Source organism: Aquipuribacter sp. SD81 (assembly GCF_037153975.1).
Lineage (GTDB): Bacteria > Actinomycetota > Actinomycetes > Actinomycetales > JBBAYJ01 > Aquipuribacter.
The window spans coordinates 40,657-56,706 of the sequence record NZ_JBBAYJ010000014.1 but is presented as its reverse complement, the minus strand read 5'-3'; the positions used below and the strand labels follow the sequence as shown (position 1 = coordinate 56,706).

The 16,050-nt window shown below is 71.2% G+C and carries 13 protein-coding genes; 2 read left to right on the top strand and 11 right to left on the bottom strand.

From position 1 onward, the window contains the following. Nucleotides 1-11 precede the first annotated feature (11 nt). From WAA21_RS10155 to WAA21_RS10105, 11 genes are all read right to left on the bottom strand, one after another. Entirely contained in the window at nt 12-989 is a 978-nt protein-coding gene (locus WAA21_RS10155; RefSeq protein WP_336922677.1) for a type II secretion system F family protein, read from the bottom strand. Continuing rightward, entirely contained in the window at nt 989-3,031 is a 2,043-nt protein-coding gene (locus tag WAA21_RS10150) for a type II secretion system F family protein (protein WP_336922676.1), read from the bottom strand. The genes WAA21_RS10155 and WAA21_RS10150 overlap by 1 nt, the downstream gene beginning before the upstream one ends. Next, nucleotides 3,028-4,407, bottom strand: coding sequence for a CpaF family protein (locus tag WAA21_RS10145; RefSeq protein WP_336922675.1), 1,380 nt, complete (start codon nt 4,405-4,407; stop codon nt 3,028-3,030). Before WAA21_RS10145 ends, WAA21_RS10150 begins: the two co-directional genes overlap by 4 nt. Before the next feature lie 19 nt (nt 4,408-4,426). Then, on the bottom strand, nt 4,427-5,623 hold the full coding sequence (locus tag WAA21_RS10140) for an AAA family ATPase (RefSeq protein WP_336922674.1): 1,197 nt from the start codon (nt 5,621-5,623) through the stop codon (nt 4,427-4,429). Then, the gene (cpaB, locus tag WAA21_RS10135; protein WP_336922673.1) at nt 5,620-6,432 is read right to left on the bottom strand and encodes a Flp pilus assembly protein CpaB; all 813 of its coding nucleotides are present in this window, start codon (nt 6,430-6,432) and stop codon (nt 5,620-5,622) included. Before cpaB ends, WAA21_RS10140 begins: the two co-directional genes overlap by 4 nt. Nucleotides 6,433-6,565: 133 nt before the next feature. Next, nucleotides 6,566-8,566 carry a hypothetical protein gene (locus tag WAA21_RS10130; RefSeq protein WP_336922672.1) on the bottom strand — a complete coding sequence of 667 codons (2,001 nt, stop codon included), beginning with the start codon at nt 8,564-8,566 and terminating at the stop codon, nt 6,566-6,568. Continuing rightward, nucleotides 8,563-9,036, bottom strand: a complete 474-nt coding sequence (locus WAA21_RS10125; protein ID WP_336922671.1) for a TadE family protein — start codon at nt 9,034-9,036, stop codon at nt 8,563-8,565. Before WAA21_RS10125 ends, WAA21_RS10130 begins: the two co-directional genes overlap by 4 nt. Nucleotides 9,037-9,101: 65 nt before the next feature. Beyond that, nucleotides 9,102-10,652: a hypothetical protein gene (locus tag WAA21_RS10120; RefSeq protein ID WP_336922670.1), complete on the bottom strand. Its 1,551-nt coding sequence runs from the start codon at nt 10,650-10,652 to the stop codon at nt 9,102-9,104. Beyond that, a complete protein-coding gene (locus WAA21_RS10115) occupies nt 10,649-11,389 on the bottom strand; it encodes an ABC transporter ATP-binding protein (protein WP_336922669.1) in 741 nt (246 codons plus the stop codon). The genes WAA21_RS10120 and WAA21_RS10115 overlap by 4 nt, the downstream gene beginning before the upstream one ends. Nucleotides 11,390-11,429: 40 nt before the next feature. Further along, nucleotides 11,430-12,788, bottom strand: a complete 1,359-nt coding sequence (locus WAA21_RS10110; protein WP_336922668.1) for a hypothetical protein — start codon at nt 12,786-12,788, stop codon at nt 11,430-11,432. Between the two features lie 278 nt (nt 12,789-13,066). Continuing rightward, nucleotides 13,067-14,851, bottom strand: a complete 1,785-nt coding sequence (locus WAA21_RS10105) for an AMP-dependent synthetase/ligase (RefSeq protein WP_336922667.1) — start codon at nt 14,849-14,851, stop codon at nt 13,067-13,069. A gap of 117 nt (nt 14,852-14,968) precedes the next feature. On the opposite strand from WAA21_RS10105, the gene WAA21_RS10100 reads away from it, so the two are divergent. Together WAA21_RS10100 and WAA21_RS10095 are read left to right on the top strand one after the other, a co-directional pair. After that, nucleotides 14,969-15,481 carry a hypothetical protein gene (locus WAA21_RS10100; protein WP_336922666.1) on the top strand — a complete coding sequence of 171 codons (513 nt, stop codon included), beginning with the start codon at nt 14,969-14,971 and terminating at the stop codon, nt 15,479-15,481. Then, nucleotides 15,478-16,026, top strand: coding sequence for a hypothetical protein (locus WAA21_RS10095; RefSeq protein WP_336922665.1), 549 nt, complete (start codon nt 15,478-15,480; stop codon nt 16,024-16,026). The genes WAA21_RS10100 and WAA21_RS10095 overlap by 4 nt, the downstream gene beginning before the upstream one ends. Nucleotides 16,027-16,050: the final 24 nt, after the last annotated feature.

The following is a 16,050-nucleotide window of genomic DNA, read 5'->3' as shown; positions in this document are numbered from 1 at the left end:
CGGCCTCCCGGTCAGAGGTTGCTGAAGGACAGGAAGGTCTGGATGACGCCCGGTCCGATGATGACGACGAACAGCGTAGGCATGATGCCGAAGATCAGCGGGAAGAGGATCTTCACCGGCACCTTCTGTGCGGCCTCCTCGGCCCGCTGGCTCCGCTTGACGCGCATCTCGTCCGCCTGGGTACGCAGCGCGCTCGCGATGGGCACGCCGTAGGAGTCTGCCTGCACCATGGCCGCCACGAAGGACTTGAGGTCGGCGACGTCGGTGCGGTCGGCCATCGCACGCATGGCGGCCATGCGCCCTGTGCCGATCTGCATCTCCTGCAGCACGCGGAAGAACTCCGCCGCGAGCGGGCCGTCGGTGTTGCGGGAGACCTGCGCCAGGGCAGCGTCGAAGGCCAGCCCCGACTCCACAGAGATCGTGAGCAGGTCGAGGGCGTCGGGCAGCGACTTCTGGATGCGCTCCGAGCGCTTGGCTGCCATCTGGTAGACGATGAGGGAGGGCGCGAACCAGCCGATCGCCAGCGCGAGCCCGACGCCCACGATCGCCCGGAAAGGAGACGTGGACGCCAGCAGGCACACGAGCGCGGTGAAGGCCCCGAGCACGAAGCTGAGCAGCACCTTGAGGGACACCACCCGGTCGACGTCCCACCCGGTCGGGTTGCCCGCCAGGTCGAGACGCTTGCGGATGCGAGCCACCTGACCGTCGGGCGTCAGTCGACGGCCGAGGCGGGTGAGGGTCCCGAAGGCGGGGTCGAGGGCGCGGACGCGCAGCGGCTGCTCGAGCTCCTGCTGTCGCATGGACCGAGGTGCGGACTGCAGCGCCTCGACGGCGGCCAGCGACCTCGAGACGGCCGCCTGGTTGGCGGTGGGGGCGAGCAGCAGGGAGCCCACCCCGAGCAGGACGGCGAGGAAGATCGCCCCCACACCGACGACCAGCAGCGGCGAGCCGAACAGGGCGCCGGTGATGTTCTGGATGCTCTCGATCATCACACGTCCACCTTCGTCGCCCAACGCAGGCCGAACAGGCCGATGACGAACAGCACGATGGCCACCAGGGACAGGGCGATGCCCAACGGCTCGGTCCACAGGGTGCTGACGTAGTCGCCCTGGACGAGGACGAGGTAGGCGGCGAAGAGGACGGGAAGCCCTCCGAGGATCCACGCCGACAGCCGCCCCTCGGCCGACAGCGCCAGCACCTGTCGCTTGAGGCGGGCGCGCTCGCGCAGGGTGCCGCTCACCGTGTCGAGCAGCTCGGCGAGGTTGCCGCCGACCTCGCGCTGGATGCGGATCGCCATGACGACCCAGCGGAAGTCCTGGCTGTCCATGCGGTGGGCGATGCCTTCGAGTGCCTCCTCGGCCGGCACCCCGAGGCGTGCTTCCACCAGGGCGCGGTTGAACTCGCTCTTGACCGGCTCCTGGCCCTCCCGGGCGACGGAGTCCATGGCCTGAGGCATGGAGTACCCGGCGCGCAGCCCGGACGCCATCAGCCCGAGGGTGTCCGGCAGCACGTTGAGGAAGGCCCGCTCACGTCGGTCACGGCGGAACGACACGAGGAAGCGCGGCACCAGGTAGCCGATGACCAGGCCCAGGACCAGGCCGAGGATGTTGCCGCGCGACAAGAGAAGCAGCAGGAGACCGCCGCCGATCGTGCTGACGGTGTGGATGACCACCCACTCGGCGGGACGCAGCGGGATGCCGGCCGCGTCGAGCCTTCGGCCGAGTCGGTCCCCGCTCTGCCGCTTGTCGACGACGCGCCCGGCGTACTCGACCGCGGTGCGAGCCACCGCGTTGTCTCCGAGCCGCGTGCTCGAGCGCTCCTGCTCGACCAGGGCCGGCTGGCTGCCGTGCACGGAGTAGACCTGGAGGCTGCGTTCGCGAACGGCGGCGGGGCTGTTGCGGCTCGCGGCCAGACCGACGAGCACGAGGGCCACGATGAGGAGCGCGAGGAAGAGGGCGCCGAGAGCGATGTACAGCGCCACCGGCCCGAGGAAGCCCAGCTGCGAGGCCGACGGCGGCGCGACGACAACCGCCTCGGACGGCTCCGGGCTGGGCTCGGGCTCGGGAGTCGCGGTGGGTGTCGGCGTCGGGGCCGGGGCGTCCGGGCCGAGCCGGCCCTCCCACGTGGCGGTGGTGTCGACGTCCCCCGCGGTGGCGGACAGGGTGAGTACGCCCGAGGTCGTGCGGATCGACTCCGGCACGGATACCGCGACGGCGAGCTCGGTGGCGAGGTCCTCGCCGATGTCCTGCAGCGCCTGCACGAGGGCCGGACCGTCGTCGGCGGGAACCACGCCGCTGCCACCGCTCGCGGCCACCAGCTGCTCGAGCGGCTCGGTCGCCGCATCGCCGAATGCGACGGCCGTGAGCCGGGTACCGGACGCGGCCACCGACGCGGCGGCTTCGTCCAGCGTCGCCTCGCTGCCGATGGTCCCGGGACCGTCGCCCTCGTCCTGGCCGTCGGTCATGAGCACGATCGACTCGCTGCCCTCGCCGCGCAGCATCTCGGTGCCGAGGATGACGGCGTCGAACAAGGCGGTGTTACCGACGTCGTCCAGCTCGTCGAGCTCAGCACGGAGCGCGGCCCGGTCGGTGGTCGGATCGAGGACGGTGACTGCGGGCTGACCGAAGGTGACGAGTCCGACCTCCGCCTGCTCGGGCAGCTGGTCGACGAGGCTGTTGGCGGCCTCGCGGAGGGCGACGACGTCGTCGTCGGACAATGATCCCGACGTGTCGAGCACGAGGACGACTCGCTGTTGGATGGCCGCGCCCTCTGCTGCGACGGCGTCGACGTCGAGCGAGAACGCCGCGCCTCCCACCTCGGGCACGAACTCGGCGGTCATGGTCTCGGGGTCGAGGCCGGTCCCGCTGGGCAGCCCCGGGGCCGAGTACGTCAGCTCGAGGCCCGTATCCGTGTAGCCGACGTTCGAGATGCGGGCGTCGGCCGCGTCGACGGGCGAGGCGGCGGCTGGCGCCGCCAGCAGCGCGGCGGTCGCCAGCACGAGCCCTGCGTTGAGGGCGCTACGCCTCGTCATCGCGCGAACCGCTCGAAGGCGAAGGCGGTCGGGTCGACGTGGATGCCCTGCGCTGCGAGCTTGTCGAGGAACTTCGGCCGCAGCCCGGTGGAGCGCAGCTGCCCGACCGGGTGGCCGTGCTCGTCGATTCCTGCGCGGCTGTCGAAGAGGAAGATGTCCTGCAGCGTGACGATGTCCCCTTCCATGCCGACGACCTCGGTGACGTGGGTGATCCGGCGGCCGCCGTCGCGGAAGCGGGTCTGATGGACGATGAGGTCGACCGCGCTCGACACCTGCTCGCGGATGGCCCGCACCGGGAGCTCGACCCCGGCCATGAGCACCATGGTCTCGAGGCGGGCGACGGCGTCGCGCGGGCCGTTGCTGTGCACGGTCGAGATCGAGCCGTCGTGGCCCGTGTTCATGGCCTGGAGCATGTCGAGCGCGGCCTCGTCGCGGACCTCGCCGACGACGATGCGGTCCGGGCGCATCCGCAGCGCGTTCTTGACGAGGTCGCGGATCTTGACCTCGCCGCGGCCCTCGATGTTCGGCGGTCGCGACTCCAGGCGGAGCACGTGCTGCTGGTGCAGCTGCAGCTCGGCGGCGTCCTCGACCGTGATGATGCGCTCCGTCTCGGGGATGAAGGCGCTCAGCACGTTGAGGGTCGTCGTCTTCCCGGCGCCCGTGCCGCCGGACACGATGACGTTGAGCCGGCCCGCGACGCACGCCCGCAGGAACTCCGCCACCGTGCGGGACAGGCTCCCGAAGGCGACGAGGTCGTCGACCGTGAGGGGGTCGGCGGCGAACTTGCGGATCGTGAGGACCGACCCGTCGACCGCGAGCGGGGGGATGATCGCGTTGACGCGGCTGCCGTCGGGAAGGCGGGCGTCGACCATGGGAGTGGCCTCGTCGACGCGACGGCCGACCCGGCCGACGATCTTGTCGATGGTCCGGCGCAGGTGCGTCTCGTCGTTGAAGTGGGCGTCGACCTCGTACAGCCGGCCTCCTCGCTCCACGTACACGAGGTCGGGACCGTTGGCCATGATCTCCGTAACCTCGGGGTCGCGGAGCAGCGGCTCGAGCGGGCCGTAGCCGAGGATGTCGTCGGCGATCTCCTGCGTGATGCGGGTCCGGTCCGCCGATGTCAGGGGTACCTCACCGCCGGCGAGCACGTCCTGCAGGGTGAAGCGGACCTTCTGCTCGAGCTCCGACGCCGACAGCCGGGCGTCGTACAGCTGCGGCCCGAGCGTGTCGAGCAGCGCCTGGTGCACGTCGCGCTTGAGGTCGGCGAAGGGGTCCTTGTGCTGGGCCCGGCGGGTCCGGTTGCGAGGGCCCTTCGGGGCGTCCGATGCGGGCGCCTGCTGCGCCCGGGCCGCCGCGAGGCGGTCAGCGAGACTCATGTGGTCCTCCCGGTCCCGGTCAGGCCTTGGCCCGGCGGCGCAGGAAGCCGCGGCGGTCGTTGCGGAGCGGCGCGGGCACCTTCTCCTGCTTGGCGGCCGGCGTGAGCGTGCCGACGATGTCGCGGTCGGCGAAGGACTTGATGGCGACCGACACCGGGTGCTTCGCGTCGTCGAGCACGATCGGCACACCCCGGTTCACCGTGGCGGGCACGTCGCGGCTGCTCGGCACCTGCGCCGTGATCGCGGTGCGCAGCGTCTTCTCGACCTCACTCGTGGCGAGACCCACCTTGGAGTCGGCCCGGTTGAGCACGATCCGCCACCGCTCCCGCGGGTAGTTGAGGAGGTCAAGGGTCTCCAGCGTCAGCTTGAGGTTCTTCAGCGCCGGGATGTCGAGGGTGGCGAGCAGCACGATCGCGTCCGAGGCGTCGAAGGCGGCGAGCACCTGGTCGTCGAAGGCCGGTGGCGTGTCGACGATCACGTAGTCGAAGTGCTCGCGGAGCAGCTCGAGGATCCGCCCCACCAGCGAGGCGGGGATGGTGTCGGCGGCGCCCGGCTCCACCGGCGCGACGAGGCTCGTGAGACCGGGGGAGTGCGGCGTCAGCAGCGACTGCACACCGTCGAAGTCGATATCGGCCTCGCCCATCGGGACCGCGTCGGCGATGGTGCGGGACGGGAACAGCTGCAGCGCGATCGCGACGTCGCCGAAGGCGAGGTCGAGGTCCACGATCACCACGTTGCGCCGGCCGCCGTCGGCGAGCGCGGCCGCGAGGTTCGTGCTGATCGTCGTCTTGCCGCAGCCGCCCTTCGCCGAGAAGACCGTGACGACCCGTCCGAGCGACGACGCGTCGTCGTCGCCGACGTGAGAGCGCTCCGCCAGGGCGGCGTTGAGCTCGTCGCTGCGCTTCACCGCGTCGGCCAACGCGACAGGGTCGTACGTCTCGACGACCTCGCGGATGCCGGCGCGCAGGGCGTCGCGCAGGACGGTCGAGTCGACCGCGTCGCGCAGCAGGACGAAGCCGACCTCGGGGCGGTGCAGCCGCAGGTCGGACGTGAGGGGCAGCGCCCGCTCGAGGTCGACGTCCGGCCCGAGGACGACGGTGACGGGCACCTTGTCGCGGTCAAGGAGCAGCTGCATGCCCTCGAGGTCGGCGACGGGGCGGGCATGCTCGCCCGCGGCTTCGGCGGCGGTCGACGGGACGGCGACGAGAATGGTCATCCTGCGGCTCCCGGAAAGAGGTTCTCGAGGTTGACGCCGTCGCTGGGGGCGATCTCGGAGTCCTCGGCGAGCAGGGCCAGGTACATCTCGCCCTGGTCCTGACCGAGGACGAGCCGCTCGGCCTCCTCTTGCGTGAGGGCGAGGGTGAGGATGGTGCGCGGCACCACCTCGGTCGGCTGCTGCTCGCCCTCGGCGGGGACCGGCTGCGTCGTGGTCGCGCCCACGGCGATGACCTGCGCCCGATCCATCAGCAGCCGCGTGCGTCGGGCCTCGGGGTCCTCGCCGGCCGCGGCCGGGGGGGGTGCGACGTCGTCCTCGGAACCGCCGCCTGGCTGCTCCTCCAGGGCCTCCGGGTCGTCGTAGGTGAGGAAGACCGCGACCTCGGACCCCGGCCGGATGAAGTCCGCGACGCGGTTGGGGTCCTCGAAGGGGAAGGAGACGGCGATGCGTCCGTCGGTGAGCGGGAGCCGCTCCTGCTGCGAGGGGTTGCCGATGCGGGAGGCGACGAGCACCTCGCCGGGCACCAGGGTGGTGAGGGCGACCGTGCCCTGCTCCACGGTGCTGTCCGCTCCGACGGCGTTGTCCGGGACCGCGGCACCCGGCACGTCCTCGAGGGCGACGAGCCCCTCGGAGATGGCCGTGGCGACGTCGGCCCCGGTCTCCAGCGGCTGCTGCACCACGTACACCGACAACGGTCGGAGCTCAGCCAGCGCCCGCTCGTCAGCCTGGTCCGCGTAGAGGTACACGAGCAGTGCGCCGAGCCCGGCGACGAAGAAGGCTGCGATGAGCAGCAGCACACGACCGACCATGAGGTGGAGCCTCCCCTAGGAGCTTGCACCACGCCGGGGTCTGGCGTGGTGCCTGGTTGACGCTATCCGGCGCCGTGGGGCGTCCGGATCGTCCTGTCCGGTGGTTTCGTATCGTCCGAACGGACGATACGTCTCACTCGTACAGGACGACCTCCTTAGTGCCCCCGATGTAATCCTCGAAGCCATCGGGCCCCTCTTGCACGGGTGTCTCGGTGGTCGGGGGCAGGGCGACTAAGGGAAAGGTGAAGATGGTCACTTCGTTTAATTGTGTGCCCCCGAATTGAAGACCATTGCAGGACGCCTTACGGCCATTCGTGCAACTCGGGACGGTGCCATCTTCCTGTTGGCTCGTGATGAAGGCACCGACGAAGCGTTTAATGGCGTAGTAATTGCCAGCCGAACCCGGTCGCTCGGACGTGTCGAAGACCGGAACGAAGAAGAACCGAGGATCACCGTAGATGTCCTCTGAAAAGGAGGGCGTGGTCGCGGACTCCGCGATCGCTCCACTCAGAGACGCGCCCGGAAGCAGATAGCACGACAATACGGTGTTGATCACTTGAACGCGCCCATGCGTCGGCGTTCGCCACAGATAGTCGCCGGACGAGGCCGGATCGGTGCAAGAGTTGGGAACCGACACCGCAGATGTTCTTGCAAGGCGCCCGTCGATACGTGGGTTCGACCCCGGTATCCCAGTCACTAAGCCCTGGGTGTACTTTCCGTCAGGGCTTCCGGGAAGAATGTAGGAGCAGTTGGCGTTGTCCACGGGGCCACCCGTCGGAGTTAAGTCTCGACGCGCACCACTCGGAATGTCTTCCCCGTCACAGGTAGGGGACGCTGGGCCAGGTGGTGTCGGAAACGCGCTTAAGCTGTGGTCCATACCGAGCGCCATGTTCGTAGTCACATCGTTACCGCGGCCGTCTCGGCGCTCGGTTCTAATCATGCCGAAGTTGCCACGGTTCGGTTCGTCGCATCCGATCTCCTGTGCGGCGTCGCCAATTACGAAAATTTCTGCGACTTCGCTATCGGGCGTCCACCGCCGGTTGTTGGCGTTTCCAGTGGCGTTCGGTTGAGCCGCTCGCACGAGCCAAATGCCGGGGGAATTAGCCATGGCGGAGGGCAGAGTGATGATGAATGTGGCGCTGAAGTTCCCAGCGGTACCGAAAGGGGCGCCCTGGAGAGCGACGGCCGGAGGCTCGGCCACCGCGCGGAGACTTCCTAGCGGTCCAAAAGTGTGGAAGTCAAAGACCACAGCGCCGGGGGCGGTGGCGCTAGCCGTGGTAGGGCTAAGCGCAAGTCGGTTGACGGTGACGCTAACTCTTGCGGAGCCCGATGCAACGGTTGTCTCTGAAACGTCGGGCAGGCCTGTAGTGAAGAGTGGGCCGTTCGCGCCGTTATTGTTGCGTGCCGTCCAGTTGATTCCGTCGAAATTGTTTTCTTGGCCCACCAAGATTGTCGTCGGGCCAAACCCGCTTGACTCAAGACAACCTTCGGGCATGGCGACGGGCATGAGTCCGTAACCGACGCCGCGACTGGACCCGACGATGCCAGCCGTGGCCATGCGACGTGTGTAGGCACTACGAGGAGCTGCAGTTGCCCCTACGGGCTCGGCCTCGGCCACGGGGCTGAATTGCAGCGGAATCGACGCAAGCGGCGCCATCACGCGAACCATGCGTGCGCGACCCTGCGCCGCGTTGGCGTCCTCGACGGTCGGCCGTGTGGCGTCGGAGCACCCGCGGGCGTCGAGCCACGCTCCGGCGCCTCGGGCGGCGGCCGTGTTCGTACCGAAGGGTGGCGGAGCGGCCTCCATCGACGTGAGTATCTGGATCTCTCCGTCAGTGACGTCGCCGTTGAGCAACACGGACAGAGATGGAAGGGCGGCCGAGTCGGGGATCGGGTTGTCGTTGAGGTTGGCCCGCGCCTCGCGCGCTGCTGCGCACATGTCGGGCAGGAACTGGGCCGCCGAGGTTGCCGCCAGGTCTACGGTTTTTTGAGACGCACGGTCGGTTGACCAGAGATTCGTGAACTCAACCGCCATCGCACACACAACGAAAAGCACCACGGCCAGGATGGCGGTAAAGACCGCGACGGCACCCTCGTCCCCGCGTCGGTGACGAGTGCCGGCTAGCGCCTTCATCGCGTCACCATGCAGGCGCTCGTGTCATCGGGCATTCGTTCTACGCGCGTACTTGCTTGCAGGGTGGGATTCGCCGACGGCCCTACCCCTCCCGGGACAGGCACAATCGGCTGGGACCAAGTGACCGTGATTGTGAAGGGGTCCGCCGCCAGGCGCGCTACTCTCGGCTCCATCTCTGCGCGCGTCCAGTTCACGCCAGCCAGTCGCTGCCTCATCAGGGCGTTCCAGTCGTTGCAGGACATCCCCGTCGCCCCGGCGCGTGCTCCCTCGCGGAGGGCGTGGTTGACCTGGGTCGTGGACCAGAAGTACAGCCCGAAGGCGAGGATGCCCATGACGAGCGGGATGAGGATCAAGCCGCCGACGAGCGCGAACTCGACCGCCGCGGCCCCGTCGTCACGACGGCGTCGACTCTTGCGCAGCACGGCACCCTCTCCCGTTCCCGACCGACACGACGCCCCGAACGTCGACACGCAGTGTGACCTACGACTGGGTGAACCGTCATCCATGTGGACCACATCGTGTCCGAACGGATGAGTCAGGCCCCGACGACCGTCGCGACCGCCCTCGCCCGTTCGGACGTGTCCGCGTGGCGCAGAGCCGCCCGTCGAAGGCGAAGCAGCGAGAAGGACAGCAGCAGTGCGCTGACCCCTACGGCGACGATCACGCTGTCGAGGACGACCGCGATCCCCAACGCCACGCACGTCACCGTCGTCACCACGGACAGTCGCACTGAGTAACCGGCCATGGCGGCGGGCGGGGCGGGGGTGTCGCGGCTTCGCCGCAGTTCGGCCGGGTACGGCTTGCGCATCGACCAGCGGGCGCACCGCGACACGACCTGCGCGGTCGTCACGATGATGGCGCACACCACTGCGAGCACCCCGACCGCGCTGGGGGTCTCGGCGCGCACGCTCGCCACGGCGACGACGGCCGTCGAGCTGACGAGGCAGAGCAGGGTCAGGGCGAGCAGACGCCCGACGAAGGTGGTGTGCGGGCGGTGCGGCAGCGAGTCGCGCCACAGGGCACCGCGGCCGTCGAGGGCCAGCGCGTTGACGCCGTAGAGCAGCGCTGTCCCGGACCCGACGAGCGCGGGCAGCACGACGACGCCGACCCACGGCAGCTCGACCAGTGCCGCCGCCAGGAGCGGCGTGAGCAGCAGCACCACCAGCCCCCGACGCAACGGAGGGCTCCGGACCACGGAGCGGACGTCGAGGAGGACGGCCGCGGCGAGCTCGGATCGGGGCGGGCCGTGACGACGCACGAGCCGGCTGTCGCCCCGCGTGTCGTCCGGCAGTGGACGCTGCTCGAGGAGCTCGCCGAGCGGAACGGCCGCGAGGACGGCGGCGGCGGCCACGAGCAGGACCCCGAGCTGCACGAGTGCGAAGACGACCGGGTCACCCGGGCCGAGGATCGCGGCAACGACAAGGGCGGTCACCGGCGTCCGGTCCAGCAGCCGGATCCACAGCCCCGACCACACGAGCGCCACGCCGCCGAGGAGCGCCAGCACGAGGACACCGCGCAGCAGCCACCGGCCGAACGGGAGCGTGCGGACTAGCTCGGCCACCCACCCGAGTAGCCCGGCCACGCACGTCGCCGCCACCAGCCACACCCAGGCCGCGAGGAGCACGAACGGCAGCCGGGCGTCCGGTCCGACGGCGTAGGCGCTCGTGGTGAGCACGAGGAGGGCCTGCAGGCTCCACGCCACGTTCAGGGGCGTGAGGACGAGTGCGCCGAGCTGGTCGGTCGTGGAGCTGACGGGGTAGGCCACCGCCTGCGCCCGGGGCAGCAGCTCGCGGCCGCCGGCGGCCGCGAGCGCCGCGACGACCGCCGCCACCACGAACACGGTCCACACGACAGGGGTCAGGACGACGGCGTCGTCAGCCTGGTCGCGCGGGGCCCACGCCGCGACCGCGACGGGAACCCCGAGACCAAGGCCGATCGCCAGCGCCGCGACGACCGTCCGTCGCCGGGCCGGGTGGGCGCCGCCCACGGTCAGGCGGAACCGGAGCAGCACCCGCAGCTCGCGGGCGACGGCGCGGGGGTCGCGGCTCGGCCGGAGGCCTCGCGTCCCGGCAAGGGTCGCGCTCACGAGCCGAGCAGCTCCCGGTACCGGCGGGCGCCCTCGCGCCCGACCAGGTCTGCCACCGGCAGGCGCCCCACTACGGACCCCGAGCGCAGCACGACGGCGTCGTTGGCGACCTCGGTCGCCAGCTGCAGCAGGTGCGTGGACACGAGCACCGCGGTGCCGGTGGCGGTGAGGTCTTCGACGAGCTCGAACGTCGCCTCGACCCCGAGCGGGTCGACGCCGTCGAAGGGCTCGTCGAGCAGGAGCACGGGCGGGCGGTGCAGCCCGGCGAGCACGACCGACATGCGCCGACCCATGCCGTGGCTGAACCCGGCCGTGACCCGGTCGGTGACGTCGGCGAGCTCGAAGCGCTTGAGGAGGTGCTGGGCCCGCTCCTCCCAGCCGGTCAGACCCCGCAGCGCGGCCGACAGCTGCAGGTGCTCCCACGGCGTCGCCCGCGGCAGCAGACCGCCGACGTCCGGGCAGTAGCCGGTGCGCTGCTTCGCGGCGAGCAGGTCACGGGACACGTCCACCCCGTCGACCACCACCCGGCCGGACGTGGCGGGCACGACGCCGGCGACGACGCGCATGGTCGTCGACTTGCCGGCGCCGTTGCCCCCCACGAGTGCCAGCACCTGCCCGGGCGAGACCCCCAGGTCGACAGCGTCCACCGCTGTCACCGAGCCGAAACGCACGTGCAGCCGCTCGACCGTCACCCCCTCACGGGACTGGGCCGCCACGCCGTCGGCGGAGACGGTCACGTGCGCCATCTCCGGGTCCGGCGGTGCCCCTCGTTCGACGTCATCCTCGCCCGGCCTCGAGCAGGACGTAGCCCTCGTCCACCTCCACCACCCGCCAGCCGAGGCGGTCGGTCAGCGCCTCGGTCAGTGGCGACTCCTCGCTGAGCAGAGCGTGGTCGGCTCCTGTGCTCCGGACGTACTGCTGCCACCCTGGTGCGACGACCACGGCCGAGGTCCACGCCTCCAGGGCCTCCACGGAGTAGCCGTCCGTGAACCCGTCGATGACCGTGTTGAGCTCCGGGTGCCGCCAGTGCAGCCAGCCACCCAGCTCGTACGCGTTGATGACGGCGCTGCCCGGCTCTAGGGCGTCGAGCTCGGCAGAGAGCCCCTCCGGCACGCCGGCGGGGCCATCGGACGTGATGGGCACCGTGATCGCCAGTGCGCCGGCGGCCAGTCCCGCAGCCGCGACCAGGGTCACGACCTCCGAGCGCGGTAGCGGTGCGGGCGCCCGTCCGTGGAACAGACCCTGCAGGGTCGAGGCCAGGACGAGCACCACCATCGCGGCACCGGCGGCGACCGTACGTTCGGCCATGAGCACCAGAGCCGTGGCGAGCAGCACCAGCAGCAGGTGCACCCAGGCCATGGGGGCGCGCACCCGGGTCCACGGCAGCAGCGTCAGCGCGACCATGAGCATGGCCGTGGCGTGGTTGACGGACGTGAAGTCCGGCGGACCCCACTCCGTGGCGAACCGCCACTTGTCCCCGGTCTGGAACACGGCGAGGAGCAGCCAGGGCCCCGCCGGGGTGATGGCGGCGGCCGCCAGACCGAGGAATGGCACCAGCGCGAGCACGAAGAGCCGCCGCAGGTCCGCTCGTCGGTCGAGCATCAGCCCGACCACGACGGCCCCACCGACGGCGATACCGAGGTACCACATGCCGTGGGAGCCGGCCCAGACCCACATGAGCGGCACCAGCCACCAGCGCGGCCGTAGGTCGTCGGCCGTCCGCAGCCAGGCGTGGACGACCACCACGAGCAGGACGAAGCTGACCATCTGCGGTCGCTGGGACAGGCTGCCGATCGCACCGACCACGCAGAGACCGGTGGCGACGGCCGCCGGCAGCGCGTCGGACCACCGGCGGCAGAGCAGGTACGTCACGAGCACGAAGGCGACGAGGGACAGCCCGTACAGCCACGCGACGCCTGGGAGCCCGAACCACGCCTCCACCTGGCTCGCGACCAGCTGCGGCACCCAGTCGCGGGGGATCCAGGACTCCGTCGCGAAGCTGGACAACGGTCCGGTGCGGAAGAGGGAGAACTCGCCGGTTCGGAGGAGGTAGCCCACCCGCAGGTGCCAGAAGGCGTCAGGGTCGCTGATCGGCCGCGCCGCCAAGCGGACCATCGAGGCGAGCAGAGCAACCACCAGTAGGAGCGGGACCCAGCGAGTCAGCCGTGAGGGACGGTCCGGGTCAGGCGGCGCAGTGGGGGTCCCCGAGCGTTGCTGCAGGACCACAGTCGGACTCCATCAGGTCGTCTGGCGCAGGGCCAGGGCAGCGGGGACACCACGACACCAGCCGTCCTGGTGGCACCACGGAGTATCGGTCAGCGTGCTCCCCGCCGTAGGGGTTTTGACCACGCGAGAGCATCCGTGGGACAGGCTCGATCGACCGGCAGCCCGTAAGTCCGGGCCGTTCGGCCCGATCAGCCGTACAGCTTCTCCACCTGGTTCTCGTAGTCCTTGAGCACCACGTTCCGCTTCAGCTTCATCGACGGCGTGAGGTGGCCCGTGTCCTCGGTCCAGTCGTCGGGCAGGACCGTGAACTTCCGGATCGACTCCGCCTTCGACACCGTCGTGTTGGCGTCGTCGATCGCGGACTGGATCGCGGCGAGCACGTCGGGGTCCTGCGCCGCCTCGGCGAGGCTCATGGCCGGCTTGTTCTGGTTCTCCAGCCACACCGGGAGCATCTCCGGGTCGAGCGTGACGAGCGCCGCGACGAACGCACGCTTGTCGCCGACGACCATGCACTGGCTGACGATCGGGTTCGCCCGGATCCGGTCCTCCAGCTGGGCCGGGGCGACGTTCTTGCCGCCCGCCGTCACGATGATCTCCTTCTTGCGGCCGGTGATCCGCAGGTAGCCCTCGTCGTCGAGCTCGCCGAGGTCGCCGGTGTGGAACCAGCCGTCGACGATCGCCTCGGCCGTCGCGGTCGGGTTGTCGTAGTAGCCGCGCAGCACGTTGACGCCGGACAGGCAGATCTCGCCGTCGTCCTCGATCCGCACGCCGCAGCCGGGGATCGGCTTGCCGACCGTGCCGATCTTGACCCGCTCCGGCACGTTGACGCAGGCCGGCGCGGTCGTCTCGGTGAGGCCGTAGCCCTCGAGCACGATGAGGCCGATGCCGCGGAAGAAGTGACCGAGGCGCTCCCCGAGCGGTGCCCCGCCGGACACCGCGTACTTCACCTTGCCGCCGAGGCGGTCGCGCAGCTTGACGTAGACCAGCCGGTCGAACAGCGCGTGCTTGGCGCGCAGCAGCAGACCCGGGCCGCCGGTGTCCTGCGCCTTCGACCAGTCGATCGCCGTCTGCGCGGCCGCGGCGAAGATCCGGCCCTTGCCCTCGCCCGTCGCCTTCTGCTCGGCGGCGTTGTAGACCTTCTCGAAGACGCGGGGGACGCTGAGGATGAACGTCGGGTGGTACGTCCCGAGCGCGGGCACGAGGTCCTTGGGGTCGGGCTGGTGGCCCATCCGCACGCCCGTCACCACGCACAGCGCCTGGATGAACCGGGCGAAGATGTGCGCGAGCGGCAGGAACAGCAGCGTGGAGGCGCCCTCCATGTGCAGCACCTCCCACAGGCTCGACTCCGCGTTGCGGCACAGGTCGATGAAGTTGCCGTGGGTGAGCTCGCAGCCCTTGGGCCGCCCGGTCGTGCCCGAGGTGTAGATGATCGTCGCGAGGTCCGAGGCCGTGCGGGAGCCGTGCGCGGCGTCGACGGCGTCGTCGGCCACGTCGGCACCGGAGTCGACCAGCGCGTCGAGCCCGCCGTCGTCGAACACCCACGTGTGCGCGCACGCCGGCACGCGGTCGGCGACGGACTCCACGACCGTCCGGTGGTGCGCGGCCTCGACGAAGACGGCCTTCGCGCCGGAGTCGGACAGGATCCAGGCGACCTGCTCGGCGGAGGAGGTCTCGTAGATCGGCACCGTGACCCCGCCCGCGAGCCAGATCGCGTGGTCGGCGAGGGTCCACTCGTAGCGGGTGCGGGACATGAGCCCGACCCGGTCCCCGGGCTGGATGCCGGCCTCGATGAGGCCCTTGGCGACGCTCGTCGCCTCGGCGAGGTGCTGCGCCGTCGTCACGTCGGTCCAGGTGTCACCGTCCCGCCGGGAGAACATCGCGGCGTCCGGGGCGTTGCGGGCCCGGTCGACGAGGATGTCGGCCATGGACCCCGGGTAGGGCTCCACGGCGGGCGGGACGGTGAACTCGCGCACGATGTCTCCTCGTCGAGTCGGCGGCTGCAGGGGCACGGGCTTCTCAGCCTGTGGACAGCGAGCGTAGTCGAGGACCACGTCCCAGGTCAGGACCTGCTGGCGGCATCCTTGTTCGCCGTGCCCCTCGTGGACGTCGTGGACGACACGTTCGTGCGCGCCGCTCCCGGCGACGTGCGCGCCACGAGCCGCGCCTCGTGGGAGCAGTGGCTCGCTGCCGCGGCCACCGGGGGGACGGGCCTCGACCTCGTGGTCGGCGAGGAGCGGGGGGCCGAGGGTGTGCGCTGGCGGGCGACGGCCCGCAGCCGCCGGTGGGGACGGACCCTCACGTGGCGGGGGAGCGCGGAGGTGTGGCTCGAGCCCGCCTGGGGCGGGACGGTCGTGCACCTGTACGTGCGCCTCGACCCCGACGCCGGCCCCGACCCCGACGCAGGCCCCGGCACCAACACCGGCACCGGCATCGCGCCCGGGACCGTACCCGGCGGGTCGAGCCCGCACGGCCGGCACGGCCCGGCCGGGCGGGAGGGGCGACGTCGCGCGCGGCACGCGCGGCGGCTGCGCGACGTCGTGCGCCGGTCGTGGAAGCGTGGCCTCGTGCAGGCCTATAGAGCGACCCCGGGAGCGCAGCGGTGAGCGGGACGACGGGTGACGACACCGCGGAGGCCGTCGGGCGGTGCCCGTCGTGCGGCGCCCGGGTCGTGGCGAGCCAGGAGTGGTGCACGCTCTGCCACCAGCCCCTGCGGGCGACCGGCGGCGAGCGCGACGACCCGGACGCCGCGGGCGGGGACCTGTACGCCGACCCGGACCCCGCGTGGCCGGCCGCCGGGGACCCGGCCGTCGACCCCGGCGCCGGGACCGGTGACGCGACGGGCAGGCGCACCACCGACCCGCTCGGCCAGCCGGTCGAGGACCTCGCCCCCGTCCGCGCCCCCGGCCCCGGGCCGGTCGACCCCGCCGGCACCGACGCCGCAGCCGCGAGAGCGGCCGAGGTCGCCGAGCCGCGCGCGGAGGCGATGCTCGCCGAGCTGTCGGTCACGAGCGCGTCGGAGCGGCCCGGGTCCCGGGGCCCGCTCGCCGGCCTGCCGCGCTCGGCCCGCCTGGCGGTGGGCTGCGGCGCGGCCCTGCTGCTCCTGCTCGTGCTGCTCGCGATCGCGGGGCTCGTGGGCCTCGTGCTCTGAGGGTAGGTTCGGGCCGCCCGCGCA